Genomic DNA, 18,458 nt, shown 5'->3' with positions numbered 1-18,458 from the left:
TTATCCTTAAGGAATAAGCAAAATAGGTTTTGTTGAATTTTTTATAACACTTTCAGCAACACTTCCAATTATTAGTGCTTCAGTGTAAGACCTTCCCTTTGAGCCTATTACAATCAAATCTGTATCCTTAGATTTTTCAATGATTACCTCTGATGGAATACCTGAGACAACTTCATATTGGAGACTTTCATCTGTTTTTTTAATTTTTTCAATGGCTTCTTCTTTTAGATACAATAAATATTTTTCAACCTCTGAGGGTTCTTCAATTATTCCTTTTACCTTTTGTTCAGGTATCACATGTATAACTTTTAATTCAGCATGCAGTTTATCTGATATTTCTTTGGCAGTTGTTAAAGCTCTCAAAGAATAGGGAGAAAAATCAACAGGACATAAAACCTTTTTTATATTTATAGCTTCGGGATTAATTTCTTTAAAATCTTTTACTTTGACGATCAAAACAGGGATTGTATGTCCTTTAATAATTCTTTCAGAAGTGGAAGGCCTTGTAATATGGGTTTTAAAACCTATTACTGCACAAGCTTTTTCATCCTTTATAACTTCCTTGATACTTTCAATAAGTCTTCCAAAAACAACTTTATTTTCAGTATTTATTTCATATTTATTAAGTTCTTCTGCTAATGCGTTTAATTTTTTTTCAATTTTCTTTTTTTCTTGATTAATGTAAGGCATTAAATAGGCAGGTGGAGTAAGGGTATATTCCATAATATGGAAAAGACAAATATTTTTACAATTAAATGTTTTTGCAAGCCAAATCGCATAAGAAATTACTGATGTAAAGGAGGATTTAAAATCTATTGCAACATATATTTTTTCAGGATTCATTTTTTTACAATTTTTCCAACTTTTTCTTCAACAGATTTTACTTTTCCTTCAATTCTTCCTTTAGCACCTTTTCTGTCATCGATTTTTATGTCTATTACAACTCTTTCTACCTCATCCATCAAAGCGTCTCTGCATTTTTTTATAAGATTCATTACATCTTCCCACTCTCCTTCTACAATTGTTCCCATTGCATGGAGCTTATAAGGAAGTCCACTTTCATCGACAATCTTTATGACCTTTGCTACATAGTTACTAACACTTATCCCAACTCCTAATGGAACTATACTAAATTGCACAATCATAATTTTTACCTCCTAAGAAGACTTAAAAAAAAAATATTAACATAAAATCCTTAAAAAAATATTAACATAAAATCAAAATAAATCAAAAGTACCTAAAATCTCTTAAGGCAGTACTTGCCTATATTGACAATCTCTTAGGGAGAGTTATATTAGATAACGATTAAATACATGTGTTATAATTGTTAAATTTTTATAAATTGTAGGAGGGTAGAATGAAGATTTATTACGATGTTGATGTAAACACAGACATTCTTAAAGGTAAAAAAATCGCAATAATAGGATACGGAAGCCAAGGACATGCCCATGCAAATAACTTAAAAGATAGTGGATTTGATGTTATTGTAGGACTCAGAAAGGGTAAAAGCTGGCAAAAAGCTGAAAATGCTGGACTTACTGTTATGACTGTTTCAGAAGCCTCAAAAATAGCAGATGTTATTATGATTTTAACTCCCGATGAACTACAACCAGACTTATACAAAACAGAAATAGAACCAAATATCAAAAAGGGTGCTTTCCTTGCCTTTGCCCATGGATTTAATATTCATTTTGGACAGATTGTTCCCTCAGAGGATATAAATGTTTTTATGGTTGCACCAAAGGGACCAGGACATCTTGTAAGAAGTGAATATCTCAAGGGAATGGGTGTACCATGCCTGATGGCAGTGCATCAGGATCCATCAGGAATTACAAAAGATGTTGCCCTTGCCTATGCAGTTGGAATTGGTGGTGGAAGAGCTGGAATTATAGAAACAACCTTTAAAGATGAAACAGAAACAGATCTTTTTGGTGAACAGGTTGTTCTTTGTGGTGGACTGACAGCTCTTATTACAGCTGCCTACGAAACACTGGTTGAAGCAGGATATCCACCAGAACTTGCCTATTTTGAATGTCTCCATGAAGTAAAACTTATTGCTGATTTAATCTACGAAGGTGGAATATCAACAATGCGTTATTCAATAAGTAATACTGCTCAGTATGGAGACCTGACCCGTGGTCCAAGAATTATTAATCAGTCTGTAAAAGCAGAGATGAAAAAGATTCTTGATGAGATTCAGAGTGGACAGTTTGCAAAGGAATGGATACTTGAATGTAAAGTTGGAAAACCCACCTTTAATGCTCTTACCAAAAAAGGTGAGGAACATCCTATTGAAAAAGTTGGAGAAAAGCTGAGAGCAATGATGCCATGGCTTAAAACTTCAAAACTTGTTGATAAATCAAAGGCATGATTAGAAAAGAAGTAATCCCATACATTGCTGGTGGATTATTTTTAAGTTCCTTTTTTTATTTATTACGGTTAGAACCTTTGGCAATTGTCTGTTTTGGACTTTGTCTATTTTTTCTTTATTTTTTTCGTGATCCAGAAAGAATTCCACCAGCAGACCCACACGCAGTAGTTTCTCCTGCTGATGGGAAAATAATTTCAATTAACCAAAACAGTAGCCTTTGTTGTGAGAATTATATTGAAATAAGTATTTTTATGTCACCCTTTGATGTACATGTGAACAGAGTTCCCTTTGATGGTGTTGTAAAGGAAATAATTCATACACCTGGAAAGTTTTTTTCAGCATTTAAAGAGAAAGCATACAGAGAAAATGAAAACATAAAGATAACTTTTGAGACTCCCTATGGAGTTATAACAGTAAGACAGGTAGCAGGTTTTATTGCAAGAAGATCAGTATGCTGGTTAAAGGAGGGACAGACTTTAAAGAAAGGTGATAGATTAGGCATGATTAAATTTAGTTCAAGAGTTGATATTTGTCTTCCATCTTCCTTTAAAATTCAGGTTAAAGTGGGAGATAAAGTTAAAGCTGGAAAAACAGTAATTGCATTTTTACAATGATAAAGACAAAAAAAACTAAGAAGATAAGAGACCCTAATAGAAAACCTAAAAAAGGGGTTTATATACTTCCTAATGCCCTCACCCTTTGTGGTATGTTTTTTGGCTTTTATGGAATAGTAGCAGCAATCAATGGGAATTTTATCCATTCTGCATGGGCAATAATTATTGCGAATATATTTGATGGACTTGATGGATGGGTAGCAAGACTAACAAGAACTACAACCAGATTTGGCATAGAACTTGATTCTTTATCAGATCTTGTTACCTTTGGAGTAGCACCTGCAATACTTATATATAAATGGGCACTTTTTGATTTTGGTAGGGTTGGTTTTGCAATAGCTTTTTTATTTGCTGCCTGTGGAGCTTTAAGATTGGCAAGGTTTAATATACTTGTTGAAGTAATAAAATCTTTCAAAGGACTTCCAATCCCAGGTGCTGCAACGATGCTTGCATCTACAGTGATTTTTTGTCAGGAAATTCTGAATTATACTCCCCAGAAAAATTTAATTTTTCCTACTTTAACTCTTATTTTATCTTTTTTAATGGTAAGCAATCTTAAATTTCATGGATTAAAAGAAGTTGATTTTAAAGAAAAAAAGCCTTTTTGGATACTTTTATTTTTCGTTTTTTTAATTTTATTTATTGTAATTCATCCACCCTTTGCCATATTTATACTTGCAAGCACTTATGTTTTTTGGGGTATAATTAAAAATATAATTATTTTAATCAAAAAAAGAAAACAAAAACCTGAGGTGCAGGATGAGAAGAATAAAAATATTTGATACAACTTTAAGAGATGGTGAGCAGTCTCCTGGTGCATCAATGAATGTTGATGAAAAAATACAGGTAGCAAGACAACTCAAAAAACTCGGAGTTGACATCATAGAGGCAGGATTTCCAATTGCTTCACCTGGTGATTTTGAGGCAGTAAACAGGATTGCAAAGGAAGTTAAGGGTGTTGTTGTTGCTGGGCTTTGCAGAGCCCGTGATGAGGATATTGAGAGAGCTGCAGAAGCATTGGCACCTGCAGAACAAAAAAGAATCCATACATTTATTGCCACATCAGATATTCATTTAAAATATAAACTCCGTATGAACAGAGAACAAGTGATTGAAGCAGCTGTAAAGGCTGTTAAAAAAGCAAGACAATACACTGATGATGTGGAATTTTCAGCAGAAGACGCAACTCGTTCAGACTGGGATTATCTTTGTAAAGTAACTGAGGAGGTAATAAAAGCAGGAGCAACAACTGTCAATATCCCTGACACTGTAGGATATACAATACCTCAGGAATACGGAGAACTTATTGAATATTTAATGAACAAAGTTCCAAACATTGATAAAGCTACAATAAGTGTACACTGTCATAATGACCTTGGGCTTGCTGTTGCAAATTCACTTACAGCCATACTTAAAGGCGCAGGTCAGGTGGAATGTACAATCAATGGAATTGGTGAAAGGGCAGGAAATGCTGCAATGGAAGAGATTGTTATGGCACTTAAAGTAAGAGGTGACTTTTTCAAAGCTGACACAGGTATTGTAACTCAGGAGCTTTACAGGACAAGCAGACTTGTAAGCAAAATCACAGGAATGGTTGTTCAGCCTAATAAAGCAATTGTTGGAGCAAATGCCTTTGCCCATGAAGCAGGAATTCATCAGGACGGAGTTCTCAAAGAAAGAACAACCTATGAAATTATGAGACCTCAGGATATTGGAATCCCAAGTTCAAAAATTGTGCTTGGAAAACATTCTGGTAGACATGCTTTTAAAACAAGACTTGAAGAGCTCGGCTTTAGCCTTACTGAAGAAGAAATAAATAGAGCTTTTGAAAGATTTAAAAGACTTGCAGACCAGAAAAAGTACATATTTAATGAAGACATTGAAGCATTGGTATCCGATGAAGTATTAAGAATTACTGAAGTTTATCAACTTATTGACCTTGAAGTAAGCAGTGGAACAAAGAAAAAGCCAACTGCCACAGTTAGAATGAAAATAAATGGAGAGGAAAAGGAAATTTCAATTTCTGGAGATGGACCTGTTGACGCAGTTTACAAAGCCATAACAGAGCTTACAGGCTCAAAGGCTGAGTTGAATAAATTTGAAATAAAAGCAATCACAGGTGGAACAGATGCTTTAGGTGAGGTAACAATAATCCTTGAAGAGGCAGGGCATACTGTTCGTGGACACGGTTCTGACACAGATATAATCGTTGCCTCTGCAAAGGCATATATAAATGCGCTCAATAAGCTTGCGCTAAAGAATTTAAAAAGCTGAAATAGATGCTGATTTTCTTATGCAGCATACAATAATTCAATTTGTTCGTCAATTCTACCAGCGATTCTTTCAATATCTTTCCATTCAGCTTTTTTGCCTATTGTATTTGATAGTATTCTCTTTAATTCCATCTTAATTTGTGCTCTTAGGGATTCTTTTTTATTCCAATCCACTATTTTGATAAAATAGCCCAATCTATTGATAATCTCCTTTGCAACATACTTTATTCTCTTCTTCATTTTCAAAAAACTCTCTTTCTTTAAAAAAAATAGAACAAAATTATATTTTAGAAACCTGTAACTCTTTCAAACTTTTCTTTAATCCGAGCTTTTTAAAAATTTTCGTAGATTCCTCATAATACTCTTTTGCTTTTGCTTCATCATTAAATTTTTCATAAACATTGGCAAGATAAAGATTTATATAGCCTTCATAGTAAGTATTTCTTTGAGATTTAGCGATCTTTAAAGAATCTTCAAGATATGAGATTGCTCTGTGTTTGTCTTCACTTAAGGCATAGCTAAGACCGATTAAATTCTTTATTTCTATTAATCTTTTAATCTCTCCTAAGGAGATTGCAAATTCTTCTGCTTTGTTTAAATAGTTGATTGCCTTCATATAATCTCCTTTTAAATAAGCAGATTCACCAGCAATATGTAAAAGATAGAACTTTTCGTTTTCTGTAATATAATATTGAAGGGCATCTTCACACAATTTAATTGCTTTATCATAATCTTTTTTTTCTTTGGAAATGTAAGCTAAATTACCTATTAAAATAGCCTGTGCCCTTGGACTTCTCTGCCTCTTTGCTTTCTCTAACAATTGTAGAATGTACTTTTCTGCTTTGACAAAATTTTTTTTTCGAGTATACCAGACAGCTAAAAAATTATAAATGAGAGATTTAAAATTCTCAAACATCTAATTATTATAATTCATAGATATTATTTTCTTCAAAAAATACAGTTTCCGTTTTGTTTATTTCATTATTTGATTTAGCCAAGTTTTCACAGATCCCTTCTGCTTTGTCTCAGGATGAGGACTCAGAAAACGGTATGAGCGTCTACGTGGCAACTTTTTTTGAACCTGAAAGGTGAGTTTATAGCAATTTGAAAATTAAAGTTTTAATATGGTATTCTTTTTACTATGTCAAGAGATTACAAGGAAACTTTAAATTTACCTCAAACCACATTTCCCATGAAGGCTAATCTTGTTGAGAAAGAGCCTTCAATTCTTAAGTTTTGGCATGACAACAGAATCTATGAAAAATTGCAGGAAATAAATAAAAAAAATAACTCAGGTAAATTTATATTACATGACGGTCCACCCTATGCAAATGGACACATCCACATAGGACATGCCTTAAATAAAATTTTAAAGGATATTATTGTTAAATACCATTCCATGATAGGACAATATTCTCCCTTTGTTCCTGGTTGGGATTGTCATGGACTACCTATTGAACTTCAGGTTGACAAATCACTTGGTAAAGAAAAGGACGATGTAGATATTTTTAAAAAACGACAACTATGCAGACAATACGCTGAAAAATTTATAAATATTCAAAAAGATGAATTTATTCGTCTTGGTGTTTTTGGTTTTTGGAATAATCCCTATATCACAATGTCCAATGATTATGAAGCCATAATAGTTAGAGAATTTCTAACTTTTGTGAAAAATGGATATGTCTATCGCGGTAAAAAACCCGTTTACTGGTGCCCTTCCTGTGTAACAGCCTTAGCAGATGCAGAGGTTGAATACTATGATAAAGAGTCTCCTTCAATATTTGTAGCCTTTGAAATAATTGATCTTGATAAATTTCCAGTAGAGAATTTTCCTTTATATATAGTAATATGGACAACAACGCCCTGGACACTACCTGCAAATTTAGCCTTAGCAGTTAATCCAGAGGTTGATTATGTAGGACTTAAAAGTCAAAAAGGAATAATTTTAGTAGCTAAAGAATCAATCAACAATCTTAAAAACAAAATTGAGTTTGAAGAAACTCCTTTATTCGAAGTTAAAGGTAAAGAACTTGAAGGAATAAGAGCTAAACATCCTTTTATTGATAGAATTTCAAAAATTGTAATTGCAGATTTTGTAGAAACCGGTGAAGGCACTGGTGTTGTTCATATTGCTCCTGGCCATGGAGAAGAAGATTATGAAATAGGTTTAAAATATGGACTTGATATATACGCTCCAGTTGACGATAAAGGTAGATTCACAAAGGAAATTCCTTATTTTGCTGGAGAAAATGTATTTACCGCTAATAAGGCTATTATAGAACATCTAAAAAACTTGGGATCTCTATTATGGGAAGGGAAAATAACTCATTCCTATCCCCATTGCTGGAGATGTAAAAAACCTATTATCTTTAGAGCAACAACGCAGTGGTTTATTTCAGTGGCTCATAATAATCTTCGTGAGAAAGCATTAGAAGAAATTGATAAAGTTAAATGGATTCCTTCTTGGGGAAGGGAAAGAATATATTCAATGGTTGAAGGAAGACCTGATTGGTGTGTTTCAAGACAGAGAAGTTGGGGTGTTCCTATAACATTGTTTATCTGTAAAAATTGTGGTTATGTAGTTAAAGATGAAAATTTATTTAATAAAATATATAAACTTGTTGAATTAGAAGGCTCTGATGTTTGGTTTAAGATAAATCTTGAGGATTTGTTACCAAATTTCAAATGTCCTGAATGTGGATCCGCTGATTTCCAAAAAGAAAAAGATATTCTTGATGTTTGGTTTGACTCTGGAGTTAGCCATGCTGCTGTTCTTGAGAGAAATTCAGATTTAAGCTGGCCTGCAGATATGTATCTTGAAGGAAGTGACCAGCATAGAGGATGGTTTCAAAGTTCTTTAATTGCCTCAGTTGGTAGTAAAGGTAAGGCTCCATATAGAATTGTTCTTACTCATGGATTTACAGTAGATGGTCAGGGAAGAAAAATGTCTAAATCCCTTGGCAATGTAATAGCTCCACAAGAAATAATAAAACAGCACGGAGCTGATATCATAAGACTATGGGTCTCTGCAGAAGATTACAGAGATGATATAAAACTTTCAAAAGAAATTCTTTCACAACTTACAGAGGCTTACAGGAAAATAAGAAATACACTCAGATATTTACTTGGTAATATATATGATTATGACGGTAAAAATTATGAAGACTACCTCCTTGAAATAGACCGATGGGCAATGATGAGGCTTCAGAAGTTAATTAAAAAAGTCAAAAGAGCCTATGAAAATTTTGAGTTTCATCAAGTTTTCCATGGAGTGCATAATTTCTGTGTAACTGATATGAGTTCCTTTTATCTTGATATACTTAAAGATAGATTATATACATTTAAGGCTGACTCTCTTGAAAGAAGAGCTGCCCAGTGGGTGCTTTACAATATAGCCAAATCATTAATTAGACTTATCGCACCTATCCTGTCTTTTACTGCTGAAGAAGCATGGCAACATCTTCCTTTCAGAGAAACTGAAAGTGTATTCTTGTCCCGTATGCCAGAGGTTGAAGACAAATTTATAAATGATGAATTAGAAGAAAAATGGGAAAAATTAATAAGCATAAGAGATGAAGTTAATAAAGCCCTTGAAATTAAAAGACAGGAAAAGTTCATCGGAAATTCCCTTGAAGCAAAAATAATTCTGAATGTTAAAGAAAATCTTAAAGATTTTATAGCAACCTATTTTGATTTTTTGCCTACCCTTTTTATTGTATCTCAAGTTGAAGTGAGGGATTTCTTAGACTCGGAAGATAAAGATTTTACTGTTACTGTAGAAAAGGCAGAGGGATATAAATGCCAGCGTTGTTGGAATTACTCTCCGATGGTTGGTAAACTTGAAATTTCTGATGTCTGTCCAAGATGCTATCATGTCATCAAGGCTTAATAAAAAGAAAGCCTTTCTGTTTGTTTTAATTGTTTTTTTTGTAGACCAACTAACAAAGTTTCTTGCTGTAAAATTTCTTTATCCTGATAAAATTATTGAAATATTACCCTTTTTAAATTTCGTTTATGTTGAAAACAAAGGAAGTGCCTTTGGAATGTTCAAATTTTTAGGCTCCGAATTTTTCATAATTGTATCAATAATTGTTATAGCAGTACTTGTATTTCTGTGTTTTAAAGACTATCCGAACTGGTTTGTTTATTCTTTAATCATATCAGGAGCTCTGGGTAATGCTATAGATCGATTAATCTATGGTTATGTTATTGATTTTATTGATCTTCATGTAGGTAGTTTCCACTGGCCTGCTTTTAATATTGCCGATACCGCTATTAGCATAGGAATTGTTTTATTCTTGTATAAAAGCTTAAGAAAATGAAAATTTTTACCTATTCTGAAGAAGAAACAAAAATACTTGGAAAAATAATCGGAAGTTTTATAAAATCTCAAGGGATAAAGGTGTTAGCACTATACGGAGAAATGGGAGCAGGTAAAACTGCCTTTACAAAAGGCATTGCCTCCTCTTTTGGAATTCAAGAGAAGGACATTATGAGTTCAAGTTTTGTAATAGTGTCCAATTATGAAGATAAAAATTTCTATCACATTGACCTTTATAGATTGGAAAACATTGAAAGAGAAGATATAGATTTTTGGGAGTATTTTGAATCAGGTACCTGCGTAATAGAATGGGCAGAAAAACTGACGGAATTACCTGATAACTCATTAAAAATTCAAATTGATATTGTTAATGACCAAACAAGAGTTTTTACTTTGGAAGTCAAAGATGTTTAAAAATGTTTCCATCTTATACAAAGAAAACGATAATTTAGCTATTCAAACAGCATTAAAACTTCAAGACTGGATAAAAGAAAAAGGTAGCGAATGCATGCTCTTTCATTCTGTTGGAGAAATTTCAACCTTTACCCATTCAGAAATTGAAACAATCCGTAATTCTGATGCTATATTAGCCTTAGGTGGTGATGGAACTATTCTTTCTATTTCCAGACTTATAGGAGGGAAAAAAATTCCAATAATAGGCATCAATATGGGTAGCTTAGGCTTCATAACAGAGGTTCCAAGAACTGATTTATTCACAATTTTAGAACAAATTTTTTCAGGTAATTATGAAATAGAAGAAAGAAGCATGCTCCATGCTACTGTTTTTAGAGATAAACAAATTATATCTCAATATCTTGGACTTAATGATTTAGTAATTGGCAAAGGGATTTTAGCAAAAATTACAAATTTTGACTTAATAATAAATGAAACTTATGTCTCCACAATAAAGGCAGATGGAATAATTATTTCCACTCCTACAGGCTCAACAGCCTATAATCTCTCTGCAGGTGGACCTATACTTTATCCAACTTTAAGGGGATTAGTATTCACTCCAATCTGCCCACACACTTTGAGTGTAAGACCTCTTGTTCTCCCTGATGACTTCATAATAGATATAGTTATATCATCCCAAGCAAAGGATGTTTTTTTAACAATAGATGGACAAATAGGTTTTCCACTTAAAAAACATGACCAAATAAGATGTAAAATTGCAGAAGAAAAGACATACATAATAGCACCTTTAGGAAGGGATTATTTTAAAATTCTTAGAGAGAAGTTAAGATGGGGAGAAAGATAGACTATATAATTGATTTGCTAAATTTTTATAAAGCTCTTGGATTTAAAGAGTTACCTAATGATTTTTTAAAATCTCTTCTAAAAAATTCTCATTCTAAATCCGTTAAAACTGAATCCCTATTATATTCGATAGTAAATATTCAGAGTAAAAAAAATAATGAAAACTTATCAGAAAGTTTAATTTATAATGATGATTTTTCTTTATCCATTGGACATAAAAAAAATTCGGCTATTGATAAACTAAACCAAGAAATCAAGGAATGTAAAAAATGTCCGCTTAGTAACTCAAGAAAAAATCCAGTATGTGGACAGGGTAATATCAATGCAAAGCTCATGTTTATTGGAGAAGCTCCAGGAGTTGATGAAGATTTACAGAGTATTCCCTTTGTTGGTGAAGCAGGGAAGCTTCTGACAAATCTTATTGAAAAAATGGGATTTAATAGGCAAGATGTTTACATAACAAACACTGTAAAATGCCATCCACCCGCTAATAGAGAGCCCTTTGAAAGTGAAATCGAAATCTGTTTTGACTATTTGAAAAGGGAGATAGAAATAGTCTCTCCTAAGGTAATAATGACTCTTGGTAAGGTAGCTACCTATGCATTAATGGAAACAAAAGGAAAGCTCAAGGAAATACAGATCTCAAAAATTAGGGGGAAAGTTTTCTTTTATAGGGAAATTACAGTTATTCCTACTTTTCATCCTTCCTATTTATTAAGAAATAGAAAGGACAAATGGCTTACATGGGAAGATGCACAGGAAGCATTGAGGAGGCTTAAATGAAAGTATTATGGGCGCCATGGCGAATACAGTACATATTAGGGGAAAAAGAAAAAGGATGTATATTTTGTGATAAGCCTAAGGAAGAAAAGGACAGAGATAATTTAATTCTTTACAGAGGTAATCTTACCTTCATAATTATGAATAAATATCCTTACAGTTCAGGACATCTTATGGTTGTTCCTTACAGGCATGTGAATACCCTTGAAGATTTAAATACAGAAGAACTTACAGAATCTATGATTCTTACTGTTAAATGTCTTAAATGTTTGAGAAAAGTACTTCATCCCGATGGCTTTAATGTAGGACTTAATATAGGAGTGGTTGCCTCAGCAAGCATTGATGAACATCTTCACTGGCATATTGTACCTAGGTGGGCAGGAGATGTTGGCTTTATGACAATCCTTGAAGATGTGCGAGTTATTCCAGAACATATTCTTGAAACCTATGACAAACTTTATCCGTGTTTTAAGGAGGAAATGTGATGCAAATAGAAGAAAAAATTAAAAGAGCCTATGAAGAATCAATCAGAGTAAAAGAACAGTTTTTTAAAGAAAACATCAGTTTAATTCGAGAAGTTGCTGAAATTATTGCAAAAACACTTAATGAAGGTGGGAAAATTTTAATTTTTGGAAATGGTGGAAGCGCAACAGATGCATCCCATATTGCTGCAGAATTTGTAAACAGATTTAAAAGGGAAAGACCAGGGCTTCCAGCAATTGCTTTAAATACAGATATGGCTGTAATCACCGCAATAGCAAATGATTATGACTACTCAGAAATATTTTCTAAACAGATAAAAGCTTTCGGACAACAAGGTGATATAGCAATCGGTATAAGCACATCAGGTTCCTCCCGTAATGTAATAAAGGGTATAGAGACAGCCAAAAAAAGAGGACTTAAAACAATAGCATTTACAAGTATAAAAGGAGAAAAACTAATATCAAAAGTTGACTACGCCTTTGCAGTATCTTCAGAGGAAACACCTCGAATTCAGGAGACCCATATTACACTTGGACACATTTTATGTGAATTAGTTGAAGATATATTATTTGAAATACCTGTAACAAAAAAGAAGGTAAAGCAATGACAGTTATAGGGATAGACCCTGGTAGCAGACATTTTGGATTTGGAATTATTGAACTTTCTGAAATGAAATTAGTTAATGCGGGAACATTGAATCTTTCCCATAGAAAAAATATTCCTGAGAGACTTAAATATATATACCAATCACTTCTGGAAATCATAGAAAAATACTCACCTAAAGAGATGGCAGTTGAAAAAGCCTTTGTTGGTAAAAAAATTACTTCTTCCTTTGTTTTAAGTTATACAAGGGCAATTGCTTTTTTGGTGGCAGCTCAAAGGGAAATTCCTGTTTACGAATACAGCTCTACTGAAATAAAAAAAGCATTAACAGGTTACGGTAGAGCCCATAAAATACAGGTTAAAAGTATGGTTAGAAATTTCTTAAAATTGAATAGTTCTATTTCCTATGATTGTGCAGATGCCTTAGCAGTAGCAATATGTCATATTAATTCGAAGATTTTAAGGGATAAAATCCCATCTGGTAACATTTAAATAAATCAGGAGAGTTTTCATTATCTGAAAGAGTTTTTGCCCTGTATCTGCATCCTCCCCGACAATCATTTATAAATGGACAACTGAGTTCTACACACTTAAGTTCTCTAAGAAAAACATGTTTTTTCTTTGTCCACAGTTTTTCCAATCCTTGGTCAATGCTACCAATGGGAGAATTTTCATAAAAAGAACAAAAGGAAGCAAATCCTCTTGCACTAATTGATAAAAGATGGGCTCCACAACCATAACCTTCAATTCTTGGATGATCTTCTAATGAAAAACCATATCTATTCATTATTTTTGATGATTCTTCTGGTGAAACCCAGAATTCTTGATTAATTAAAAGATTTCCCGCCATAGTAAGAGCATCTACTGTCCATTCCCTCACTTTTAAACTTTTAATAAGAGCTTCCAGTTCATAAAATTCCTCAATATTACCCCTATGAATAACAGTCGCTACGGAGACTTGAAAACCGTAATCAATGGCTTTTCTTAATGAAGAAAGGGCCTTTTCGAAAGTGCCAACACCTCTTAATTTTTCATGCCCCGATTTCATTCCATCAATACTTATCTGAATCTCTTCTACATTAAGATTTTTCAGTATACCATCATCTAATAAATTACCATTGGTAAAAAGGATTTTTCTTATGGCAACTTCTTTTAAGAATTCGTTAATCTCTGAAAATTTTGGATGCAAAAGAGCCTCTCCGCCTGTTATTAAAACCCTAAGCCCTTGCATTTCTTCAAACTCCTTGAGAATTTTTCGTATTTTTTCTAAGGGTAAATCTACATTTTCTGTATCTCCTAAAAAACAATGTTTACATTTTAGATTACAACGTTTAGTTATCTGCAATTCAAGATATCTTAGAGAGGGGATAGGAGACTGCTTTAATTTAGTTCTAATTCTTCCCTGAGGATTCTCAATTAATATTCCCTCTTTAAGGCAAAAATCAATAAACTCTTTATCTGAATTATCTAAAATATCTATATCTACGTTGTCTATATTTTTCAGAATATCTAATGCCCTGTCATCGAGGCAGTAAAGTTCGTCAGTTTTAATATTATAAAGAGCTGGAAATTCAATGAGTTTTATATAAAAGTCCTTATTTAAATAGAATTTATGTGAGTTCATATACTGCTAATCTATCTGGAATATGACATTTAAAATTAAATCTTTCTAGAATAGAATTTTTAAAACTTTCTATAACGCTTTCTTCACCGTGCACTAAAAAAACCTCTGGATTACCCTTTATTACAGAAAGCCAATCCATTAATTCAGATTGATCAGCGTGGGCAGAAAATCCTCCAATTGTGTATATTTTTGCCCTTACTGGAACCATTTTACCTAAAAGGAGGATTTCTTTTTCACCGTCAATAATTTTTCTACCAATGGTTCCTTTTGCTTGAAATCCCACAAATATAATTCCGCATTCTTCTCTGTGAATATTATGGTAAAGATGATATATAATTCTTCCTCCCTGACACATTCCAGAACCAGCTATAATAACAGAATGTGATTTAATATTATTTAATCTCTTTGATTCATCTACTGTTTTTACAAAATGAAGTTTTATTGATGTTCTCTTTGGATTTCTCATCTCTTTTAATGCTTCATCATCAAAAACTTCAGGATGGGAAAGATACACCTTTGTTGCCTCTTCTGCAAGGGGGCTATCAAGATAAACATTTATAGGTTCAATTAATCCCTGTTTTACAGAACGATTTAGAATATATAGTAAGTCCTGAGTTCTTCCTACTGCAAAAGCAGGAATTATAACATTTCCACCCCTTTTAAAAGTTTCTTTAATTGCCTGCAGTAGTTCATCAATACTTTGATTAAGAGTTTTATGCATTCTATTACCATAGGTTGATTCCAGAACTAACCAGTCTGCACGTGATGGTGGTTCAGGATCCCTTAAAATAGGATAATTTTTTCTTCCTATATCACCTGAAAAAACAATATTTTTACCATCAATTTCCAATTTAACTGAGGCAGAACCAAGAATGTGACCTGCGTCATATAAAGTTAAATTTATTCCTTTAAGATTTAAAACTTGATTATATTTTAAGACATCAGTGAATTTCAAAGCTTTATAAATATTTTCCTCATCATACAATGGTTGTTTATAATGCTCATTTTTTTGAACCTTTAAAGCATCAAAAAGCATTATTTCAAGTAAATCTTTAGTTGATGGAGTTGTAATTACTTTTCCTTTAAAACCTTCTCTAAAAAGTTTAGGTATTAAAGCTGAATGATCAAGATGAGCATGGGTAAGTATGACAAAATCTATTTTCTTTGGATTAAAGGCAAAGGGTTCATAATTTAAATATTCTAAACTGTCTTCCTGAAAAAAACCACAATCAATTAGAATATTCGTTCCTTTTATTTCAAGTAAAAAACAAGAGCCTGTAACAGTTTTCGTTGCACCGAGAAATTGAATTTTCATGATAGAAATGATAACATTTTTACCTTTCAAAAATAAATTTTTAATTGCTATTGTTGCACTTATAGAAAAGGACAATCAAATTCTGATATACTTAGATAAAAAGTAAAATTTAATAACTTTTTTGAAAGTTTTAATCTTTTAAAATCAAAAAGGAGGAATTATATGGGCGAGAAAGAAAAAGAAAAAAAAGTAAAATTTGAAAAAACAGTAAACAAAGCTGAAGCAGCAGACTATCTAAGAAAACTTGCTGATGCCTTAGAAAAGGGCACAGTTACAGTTGTGGATGTAAATATTGAAATACCTGAAGATTTTGAATTAGAAGTTGAATACAAAGAGAAAGAAGGAAAAAAACAGATAGAAGTCGAATTTGAATGGGAATAGTTTAAACAACTCTATCTTCTACTCCAATGATTTATCTTGACTACAATGCAACAACTCCAGTTGATCCACGAGTAAAGGAAGAGATTATAAAAACTTTAGAAGAATTTGGAAATCCTTCAAGTAATCATTTATTTGGCAAAAAAGCAAGAGAATTAATTGAAATTTCACGTATTAAAGTTGCAAAACTTATTGATGCCTCTCCTCAAGAGATAATTTTTACTTCTGGTGGAACAGAATCCAATAATCTTGCCATATTTGGAAGAGTGCTTTGTTTTGATAAAGGACACATTATAACATCATCAATAGAACATCCATCTGTGTTAAATCCCTGTAAACAACTTCAAAGAATGGGTTATGAGGTTACCTTTTTACCTGTAAGCTCAAGAGGTATAGTTGATCCCGATGATTTAAAAAAGGTAATCAAAAAAAATACAATTCTTGTTACAATTATGCATTCTAACAATGAAACAGGTATGCTTCAACCAATAAAAGAAATTAGTGATATTTTACTTGAAAAGGAAATACCCTTTCACACAGATTGTGCTCAAAGCATTGGTAAAGTTCCTGTTTCTGTAAAAGAACTCAAAGTTACAATGTTAACAATGGCTGGTCATAAATTTTATGCACCAAAAGGAATAGGAGCTCTTTATATTAAAGAAGGTTTTATTATAAAACCCTTGATAATTGGGGCATCCCACGAAAAGGGATTAAGACCAGGAACAGAAAATACTCCCTATATTGTCGGACTTGGGAAAGCCTGTGAAATAATCTCTGAAGAGTTGCCTTTGATACAACAACATCTTCAAAATGTAACAGAACCTTTACTAAAGGGGCTTCTTGATAATCCTCTAGTCAAATTGAATGGAGCTTACTCACCAAGACTTCCAAATACCTTTAACATTTCAATAAAAGGTGTGATAGCTGATGAATTTGTAGAAAAAATTGGAGATAAAGTTGCCCTTTCAGCTGGCTCTGCCTGTCATTCTGGGGTAAGAAAGCCAAGTCATGTGTTGCTATCAATGGGTTTAAAGGAAGAAGATGCTATCTCATCAATAAGAATAAGTACAGGGAAGTTTACAACCCTTAGTGAAGTAAATGAAGCCTTAAATATTATTTTAAATATGATAAATTGACCTTTAAAGAGGTGATTAATTATGGAGGAAAAAATAATTAATGGAAAAACAATTAGAATAATGATAGGTGATATAACTGAAAGAGACACAGAGGCAATTGTAAATGCTGCAAACAATTACCTAAAACACGGTGGAGGCGTTGCTGGAGCAATAGTAAAAAAAGGTGGTGAGATTATCCAGCAGGAAAGTGATAAAATTGGATTTGTTCAAACAGGTTCTGCGGCAATTACAACAGCTGGTAAATTAAAAGCAAAATATGTAATCCATGCTGTTGGACCAAGATGGGGCGAAGGTGAAGAAGAGAGAAAATTAAAAAATGCTGTGTTTAGTAGTCTAAAACTTGCAGATGAATATAAATTAAAAAGCATCTCTTTCCCTGCAATAAGTTCAGGGATTTATGGATGCCCTAAAGATATGGTTGCAAGGGTGATCTTTAACACAGCATTAGAATATATAAAAAATCAATCTACTCACTTACAGGAAATTGAATTCTGCCTCTTTGATGAAGATACTTATCGATACTTTAAAGAAGAGTTTGATAAAATATAATATCAATGCCGGGATAGCTCAGCGGCAGAGCAGTCGATTCGTAATCGACTGGTCGTGGGTTCAAATCCCATTCCCGGCTTAAATGCTATTTTCTCTTCCCAACTGGAATAATATAAAGAGGTTGTTCATTGTCCCTTAAACCGATTACTTTTTTTACCTCATTATCATTGAAAGCACCAACAGGAACAGCTCCAAGTCTAAGAGCAGTTGCTTGAAGCAAGAGATTTTGGGCAGCATGTCCTACTTCAATATGAACATATCTAATGCCTCTGTCCCCGTATTTTCTTGTTGTTCTTTCATAAACTGCAACAATTATAAAATTAACAGATGCATTTTTAACCCATGGCTGTCCTAATGCAACATTAGAAAGTTCTTCTCTTTTATCGCCTTCTTTAATTTTCATGATATGGTGTTTAAAGGGATTGTACTTATAAATTCCAGCAGGAAGATTTTTAACATTACCACTCAATAAGTATATTTCAAGGGGATACAAAGCTCCTGCTGATGGCACTGTCCTTTTCCCTGATTCATCTTTTATTCCCTGTGTAGCCCATAAAAGTTGAGAAATTTCTTCTAAAGTCAATGGTTGATTTGAAAATTCTCTTACAGATCTTCTTTCCTTTAAAGTTTCTTCTAAGGTAATATTACCTTTGTATCGGGGTTTAGGAAGATCAATAACACTTTCTCCGTATAAATCTGTACAAAAAAATATTAGACAGATAATCATAAAACATGTAAAACTTTTTCTCATTTT

The 18,458-nt window shown here is 32.8% G+C and carries 22 protein-coding genes and 1 tRNA gene; 16 read left to right on the top strand and 7 right to left on the bottom strand.

What is annotated here, in order from left to right:
* Nucleotides 1-6: 6 nt before the first annotated feature.
* Together QI155_RS02450 and QI155_RS02445 are read right to left on the bottom strand one after the other, a co-directional pair.
* Complete coding sequence (locus tag QI155_RS02450; protein ID WP_068860480.1) at nt 7-843, bottom strand: universal stress protein; 837 nt, start codon at nt 841-843, stop codon at nt 7-9.
* Nucleotides 840-1,145, bottom strand: a complete 306-nt coding sequence (locus QI155_RS02445) for an MTH1187 family thiamine-binding protein (protein ID WP_068860478.1) — start codon at nt 1,143-1,145, stop codon at nt 840-842. The genes QI155_RS02450 and QI155_RS02445 overlap by 4 nt, the downstream gene beginning before the upstream one ends.
* Before the next feature lie 212 nt (nt 1,146-1,357).
* Here QI155_RS02445 and ilvC point away from each other — a divergent pair, with 212 nt between their 5' ends.
* The 4 genes from ilvC to QI155_RS02425 are packed head-to-tail and all read left to right on the top strand — an operon-like array spanning nt 1,358 to nt 5,259.
* The gene (gene ilvC / locus QI155_RS02440; protein WP_068860476.1) at nt 1,358-2,371 is read left to right on the top strand and encodes a ketol-acid reductoisomerase; all 1,014 of its coding nucleotides are present in this window, start codon (nt 1,358-1,360) and stop codon (nt 2,369-2,371) included.
* The gene (locus QI155_RS02435) at nt 2,368-2,985 is read left to right on the top strand and encodes a phosphatidylserine decarboxylase family protein (protein ID WP_068860474.1); all 618 of its coding nucleotides are present in this window, start codon (nt 2,368-2,370) and stop codon (nt 2,983-2,985) included. Before ilvC ends, QI155_RS02435 begins: the two co-directional genes overlap by 4 nt.
* Nucleotides 2,982-3,767, top strand: a complete 786-nt coding sequence (gene pssA / locus QI155_RS02430; protein ID WP_281321015.1) for a CDP-diacylglycerol--serine O-phosphatidyltransferase — start codon at nt 2,982-2,984, stop codon at nt 3,765-3,767. Before QI155_RS02435 ends, pssA begins: the two co-directional genes overlap by 4 nt.
* Nucleotides 3,745-5,259: a 2-isopropylmalate synthase gene (locus QI155_RS02425; RefSeq protein WP_068860469.1), complete on the top strand. Its 1,515-nt coding sequence runs from the start codon at nt 3,745-3,747 to the stop codon at nt 5,257-5,259. Before pssA ends, QI155_RS02425 begins: the two co-directional genes overlap by 23 nt.
* Nucleotides 5,260-5,276: 17 nt before the next feature.
* On the opposite strand, the gene QI155_RS02420 is transcribed toward QI155_RS02425, so the two are convergent.
* Together QI155_RS02420 and QI155_RS02415 are read right to left on the bottom strand one after the other, a co-directional pair.
* A complete protein-coding gene (locus QI155_RS02420) occupies nt 5,277-5,504 on the bottom strand; it encodes a type I restriction enzyme endonuclease domain-containing protein (RefSeq protein WP_281321014.1) in 228 nt (75 codons plus the stop codon).
* A 34-nt stretch (nt 5,505-5,538) separates the two neighbouring features.
* On the bottom strand, nt 5,539-6,174 hold the full coding sequence (locus QI155_RS02415; protein ID WP_281321013.1) for a hypothetical protein: 636 nt from the start codon (nt 6,172-6,174) through the stop codon (nt 5,539-5,541).
* Nucleotides 6,175-6,399: 225 nt separating this feature from the next.
* On the opposite strand from QI155_RS02415, the gene ileS reads away from it, so the two are divergent.
* The 8 genes from ileS to ruvC are packed head-to-tail and all read left to right on the top strand — an operon-like array spanning nt 6,400 to nt 13,194.
* Nucleotides 6,400-9,147 carry an isoleucine--tRNA ligase gene (gene ileS / locus QI155_RS02410; protein ID WP_281321012.1) on the top strand — a complete coding sequence of 916 codons (2,748 nt, stop codon included), beginning with the start codon at nt 6,400-6,402 and terminating at the stop codon, nt 9,145-9,147.
* Nucleotides 9,110-9,580 (top strand): signal peptidase II, encoded by a 471-nt coding sequence (gene lspA / locus QI155_RS02405; protein ID WP_281321011.1) that lies wholly within the window; start codon nt 9,110-9,112, stop codon nt 9,578-9,580. The genes ileS and lspA overlap by 38 nt, the downstream gene beginning before the upstream one ends.
* Nucleotides 9,577-9,993, top strand: a complete 417-nt coding sequence (tsaE, locus tag QI155_RS02400) for a tRNA (adenosine(37)-N6)-threonylcarbamoyltransferase complex ATPase subunit type 1 TsaE (protein ID WP_068860459.1) — start codon at nt 9,577-9,579, stop codon at nt 9,991-9,993. Before lspA ends, tsaE begins: the two co-directional genes overlap by 4 nt.
* The gene (locus QI155_RS02395) at nt 9,986-10,837 is read left to right on the top strand and encodes an NAD(+)/NADH kinase (RefSeq protein WP_068860458.1); all 852 of its coding nucleotides are present in this window, start codon (nt 9,986-9,988) and stop codon (nt 10,835-10,837) included. The genes tsaE and QI155_RS02395 overlap by 8 nt, the downstream gene beginning before the upstream one ends.
* The gene (locus QI155_RS02390; protein WP_068860457.1) at nt 10,822-11,619 is read left to right on the top strand and encodes a uracil-DNA glycosylase; all 798 of its coding nucleotides are present in this window, start codon (nt 10,822-10,824) and stop codon (nt 11,617-11,619) included. Before QI155_RS02395 ends, QI155_RS02390 begins: the two co-directional genes overlap by 16 nt.
* Nucleotides 11,616-12,101: an HIT domain-containing protein gene (locus tag QI155_RS02385; protein ID WP_068860456.1), complete on the top strand. Its 486-nt coding sequence runs from the start codon at nt 11,616-11,618 to the stop codon at nt 12,099-12,101. The genes QI155_RS02390 and QI155_RS02385 overlap by 4 nt, the downstream gene beginning before the upstream one ends.
* Complete coding sequence (locus QI155_RS02380) at nt 12,101-12,706, top strand: D-sedoheptulose 7-phosphate isomerase (RefSeq protein WP_068860455.1); 606 nt, start codon at nt 12,101-12,103, stop codon at nt 12,704-12,706. Before QI155_RS02385 ends, QI155_RS02380 begins: the two co-directional genes overlap by 1 nt.
* Entirely contained in the window at nt 12,703-13,194 is a 492-nt protein-coding gene (gene ruvC / locus QI155_RS02375; protein WP_083200091.1) for a crossover junction endodeoxyribonuclease RuvC, read from the top strand. The genes QI155_RS02380 and ruvC overlap by 4 nt, the downstream gene beginning before the upstream one ends.
* On the opposite strand, the gene QI155_RS02370 is transcribed toward ruvC, so the two are convergent.
* Both QI155_RS02370 and QI155_RS02365 read right to left on the bottom strand, forming a co-directional pair.
* The gene (locus QI155_RS02370; RefSeq protein ID WP_068860452.1) at nt 13,148-14,326 is read right to left on the bottom strand and encodes a radical SAM protein; all 1,179 of its coding nucleotides are present in this window, start codon (nt 14,324-14,326) and stop codon (nt 13,148-13,150) included. The two genes, ruvC and QI155_RS02370, sit on opposite strands and share 47 nt — an antisense overlap.
* Nucleotides 14,313-15,641 (bottom strand): MBL fold metallo-hydrolase, encoded by a 1,329-nt coding sequence (locus QI155_RS02365; RefSeq protein ID WP_068860502.1) that lies wholly within the window; start codon nt 15,639-15,641, stop codon nt 14,313-14,315. The genes QI155_RS02370 and QI155_RS02365 overlap by 14 nt, the downstream gene beginning before the upstream one ends.
* Nucleotides 15,642-15,803: 162 nt before the next feature.
* Here QI155_RS02365 and QI155_RS02360 point away from each other — a divergent pair, with 162 nt between their 5' ends.
* The 4 genes from QI155_RS02360 to QI155_RS02345 all read left to right on the top strand — a co-directional run bounded on the left by QI155_RS02360 (nt 15,804) and on the right by QI155_RS02345 (nt 17,783).
* Nucleotides 15,804-16,022 (top strand): amphi-Trp domain-containing protein, encoded by a 219-nt coding sequence (locus QI155_RS02360; protein ID WP_281321010.1) that lies wholly within the window; start codon nt 15,804-15,806, stop codon nt 16,020-16,022.
* Nucleotides 16,023-16,048: 26 nt separating this feature from the next.
* Entirely contained in the window at nt 16,049-17,155 is a 1,107-nt protein-coding gene (locus QI155_RS02355; RefSeq protein WP_281321009.1) for a cysteine desulfurase family protein, read from the top strand.
* Nucleotides 17,156-17,176: 21 nt separating this feature from the next.
* Nucleotides 17,177-17,704: a macro domain-containing protein gene (locus QI155_RS02350; protein WP_068860448.1), complete on the top strand. Its 528-nt coding sequence runs from the start codon at nt 17,177-17,179 to the stop codon at nt 17,702-17,704.
* Between the two features lie 7 nt (nt 17,705-17,711).
* Nucleotides 17,712-17,783 (top strand) — tRNA-Thr (locus QI155_RS02345).
* A gap of 6 nt (nt 17,784-17,789) precedes the next feature.
* On the opposite strand, the gene QI155_RS02340 is transcribed toward QI155_RS02345, so the two are convergent.
* Nucleotides 17,790-18,455, bottom strand: a complete 666-nt coding sequence (locus tag QI155_RS02340; protein ID WP_281321008.1) for a SagB/ThcOx family dehydrogenase — start codon at nt 18,453-18,455, stop codon at nt 17,790-17,792.
* Between the last annotated feature and the right edge of the window lie 3 nt (nt 18,456-18,458).

This window comes from Thermodesulfovibrio sp. 1176 (genome assembly GCF_029946585.1).
Classification (GTDB): Bacteria; Nitrospirota; Thermodesulfovibrionia; order Thermodesulfovibrionales; family Thermodesulfovibrionaceae; genus Thermodesulfovibrio.
Note: the sequence above shows the minus strand (reverse complement) of the source record. Positions and strands in the feature narration are given on the sequence as shown.

What these genes read in the sequence shown, in the direction of transcription:
- QI155_RS02450 (WP_068860480.1), bottom strand. Translation starts at nt 843, where the DNA reads ATGAATCCTGAAAAAATATATGTTGCAATAGATTTTAAATCCTCCTTT.
- QI155_RS02445 (WP_068860478.1), bottom strand. Translation starts at nt 1,145, where the DNA reads ATGATTGTGCAATTTAGTATAGTTCCATTAGGAGTTGGGATAAGTGTT.
- ilvC (WP_068860476.1), top strand. Translation starts at nt 1,358, where the DNA reads ATGAAGATTTATTACGATGTTGATGTAAACACAGACATTCTTAAAGGT.
- QI155_RS02435 (WP_068860474.1), top strand. Translation starts at nt 2,368, where the DNA reads ATGATTAGAAAAGAAGTAATCCCATACATTGCTGGTGGATTATTTTTA.
- pssA (WP_281321015.1), top strand. Translation starts at nt 2,982, where the DNA reads ATGATAAAGACAAAAAAAACTAAGAAGATAAGAGACCCTAATAGAAAA.
- QI155_RS02425 (WP_068860469.1), top strand. Translation starts at nt 3,745, where the DNA reads ATGAGAAGAATAAAAATATTTGATACAACTTTAAGAGATGGTGAGCAG.
- QI155_RS02415 (WP_281321013.1), bottom strand. Translation starts at nt 6,174, where the DNA reads ATGTTTGAGAATTTTAAATCTCTCATTTATAATTTTTTAGCTGTCTGG.
- ileS (WP_281321012.1), top strand. Translation starts at nt 6,400, where the DNA reads ATGTCAAGAGATTACAAGGAAACTTTAAATTTACCTCAAACCACATTT.
- lspA (WP_281321011.1), top strand. Translation starts at nt 9,110, where the DNA reads ATGTCTGTCCAAGATGCTATCATGTCATCAAGGCTTAATAAAAAGAAA.
- tsaE (WP_068860459.1), top strand. Translation starts at nt 9,577, where the DNA reads ATGAAAATTTTTACCTATTCTGAAGAAGAAACAAAAATACTTGGAAAA.
- QI155_RS02395 (WP_068860458.1), top strand. Translation starts at nt 9,986, where the DNA reads ATGTTTAAAAATGTTTCCATCTTATACAAAGAAAACGATAATTTAGCT.
- QI155_RS02390 (WP_068860457.1), top strand. Translation starts at nt 10,822, where the DNA reads ATGGGGAGAAAGATAGACTATATAATTGATTTGCTAAATTTTTATAAA.
- QI155_RS02385 (WP_068860456.1), top strand. Translation starts at nt 11,616, where the DNA reads ATGAAAGTATTATGGGCGCCATGGCGAATACAGTACATATTAGGGGAA.
- QI155_RS02380 (WP_068860455.1), top strand. Translation starts at nt 12,101, where the DNA reads ATGCAAATAGAAGAAAAAATTAAAAGAGCCTATGAAGAATCAATCAGA.
- ruvC (WP_083200091.1), top strand. Translation starts at nt 12,703, where the DNA reads ATGACAGTTATAGGGATAGACCCTGGTAGCAGACATTTTGGATTTGGA.
- QI155_RS02370 (WP_068860452.1), bottom strand. Translation starts at nt 14,326, where the DNA reads ATGAACTCACATAAATTCTATTTAAATAAGGACTTTTATATAAAACTC.
- QI155_RS02365 (WP_068860502.1), bottom strand. Translation starts at nt 15,641, where the DNA reads ATGAAAATTCAATTTCTCGGTGCAACGAAAACTGTTACAGGCTCTTGT.
- QI155_RS02360 (WP_281321010.1), top strand. Translation starts at nt 15,804, where the DNA reads ATGGGCGAGAAAGAAAAAGAAAAAAAAGTAAAATTTGAAAAAACAGTA.
- QI155_RS02355 (WP_281321009.1), top strand. Translation starts at nt 16,049, where the DNA reads ATGATTTATCTTGACTACAATGCAACAACTCCAGTTGATCCACGAGTA.
- QI155_RS02350 (WP_068860448.1), top strand. Translation starts at nt 17,177, where the DNA reads ATGGAGGAAAAAATAATTAATGGAAAAACAATTAGAATAATGATAGGT.
- QI155_RS02340 (WP_281321008.1), bottom strand. Translation starts at nt 18,455, where the DNA reads ATGAGAAAAAGTTTTACATGTTTTATGATTATCTGTCTAATATTTTTT.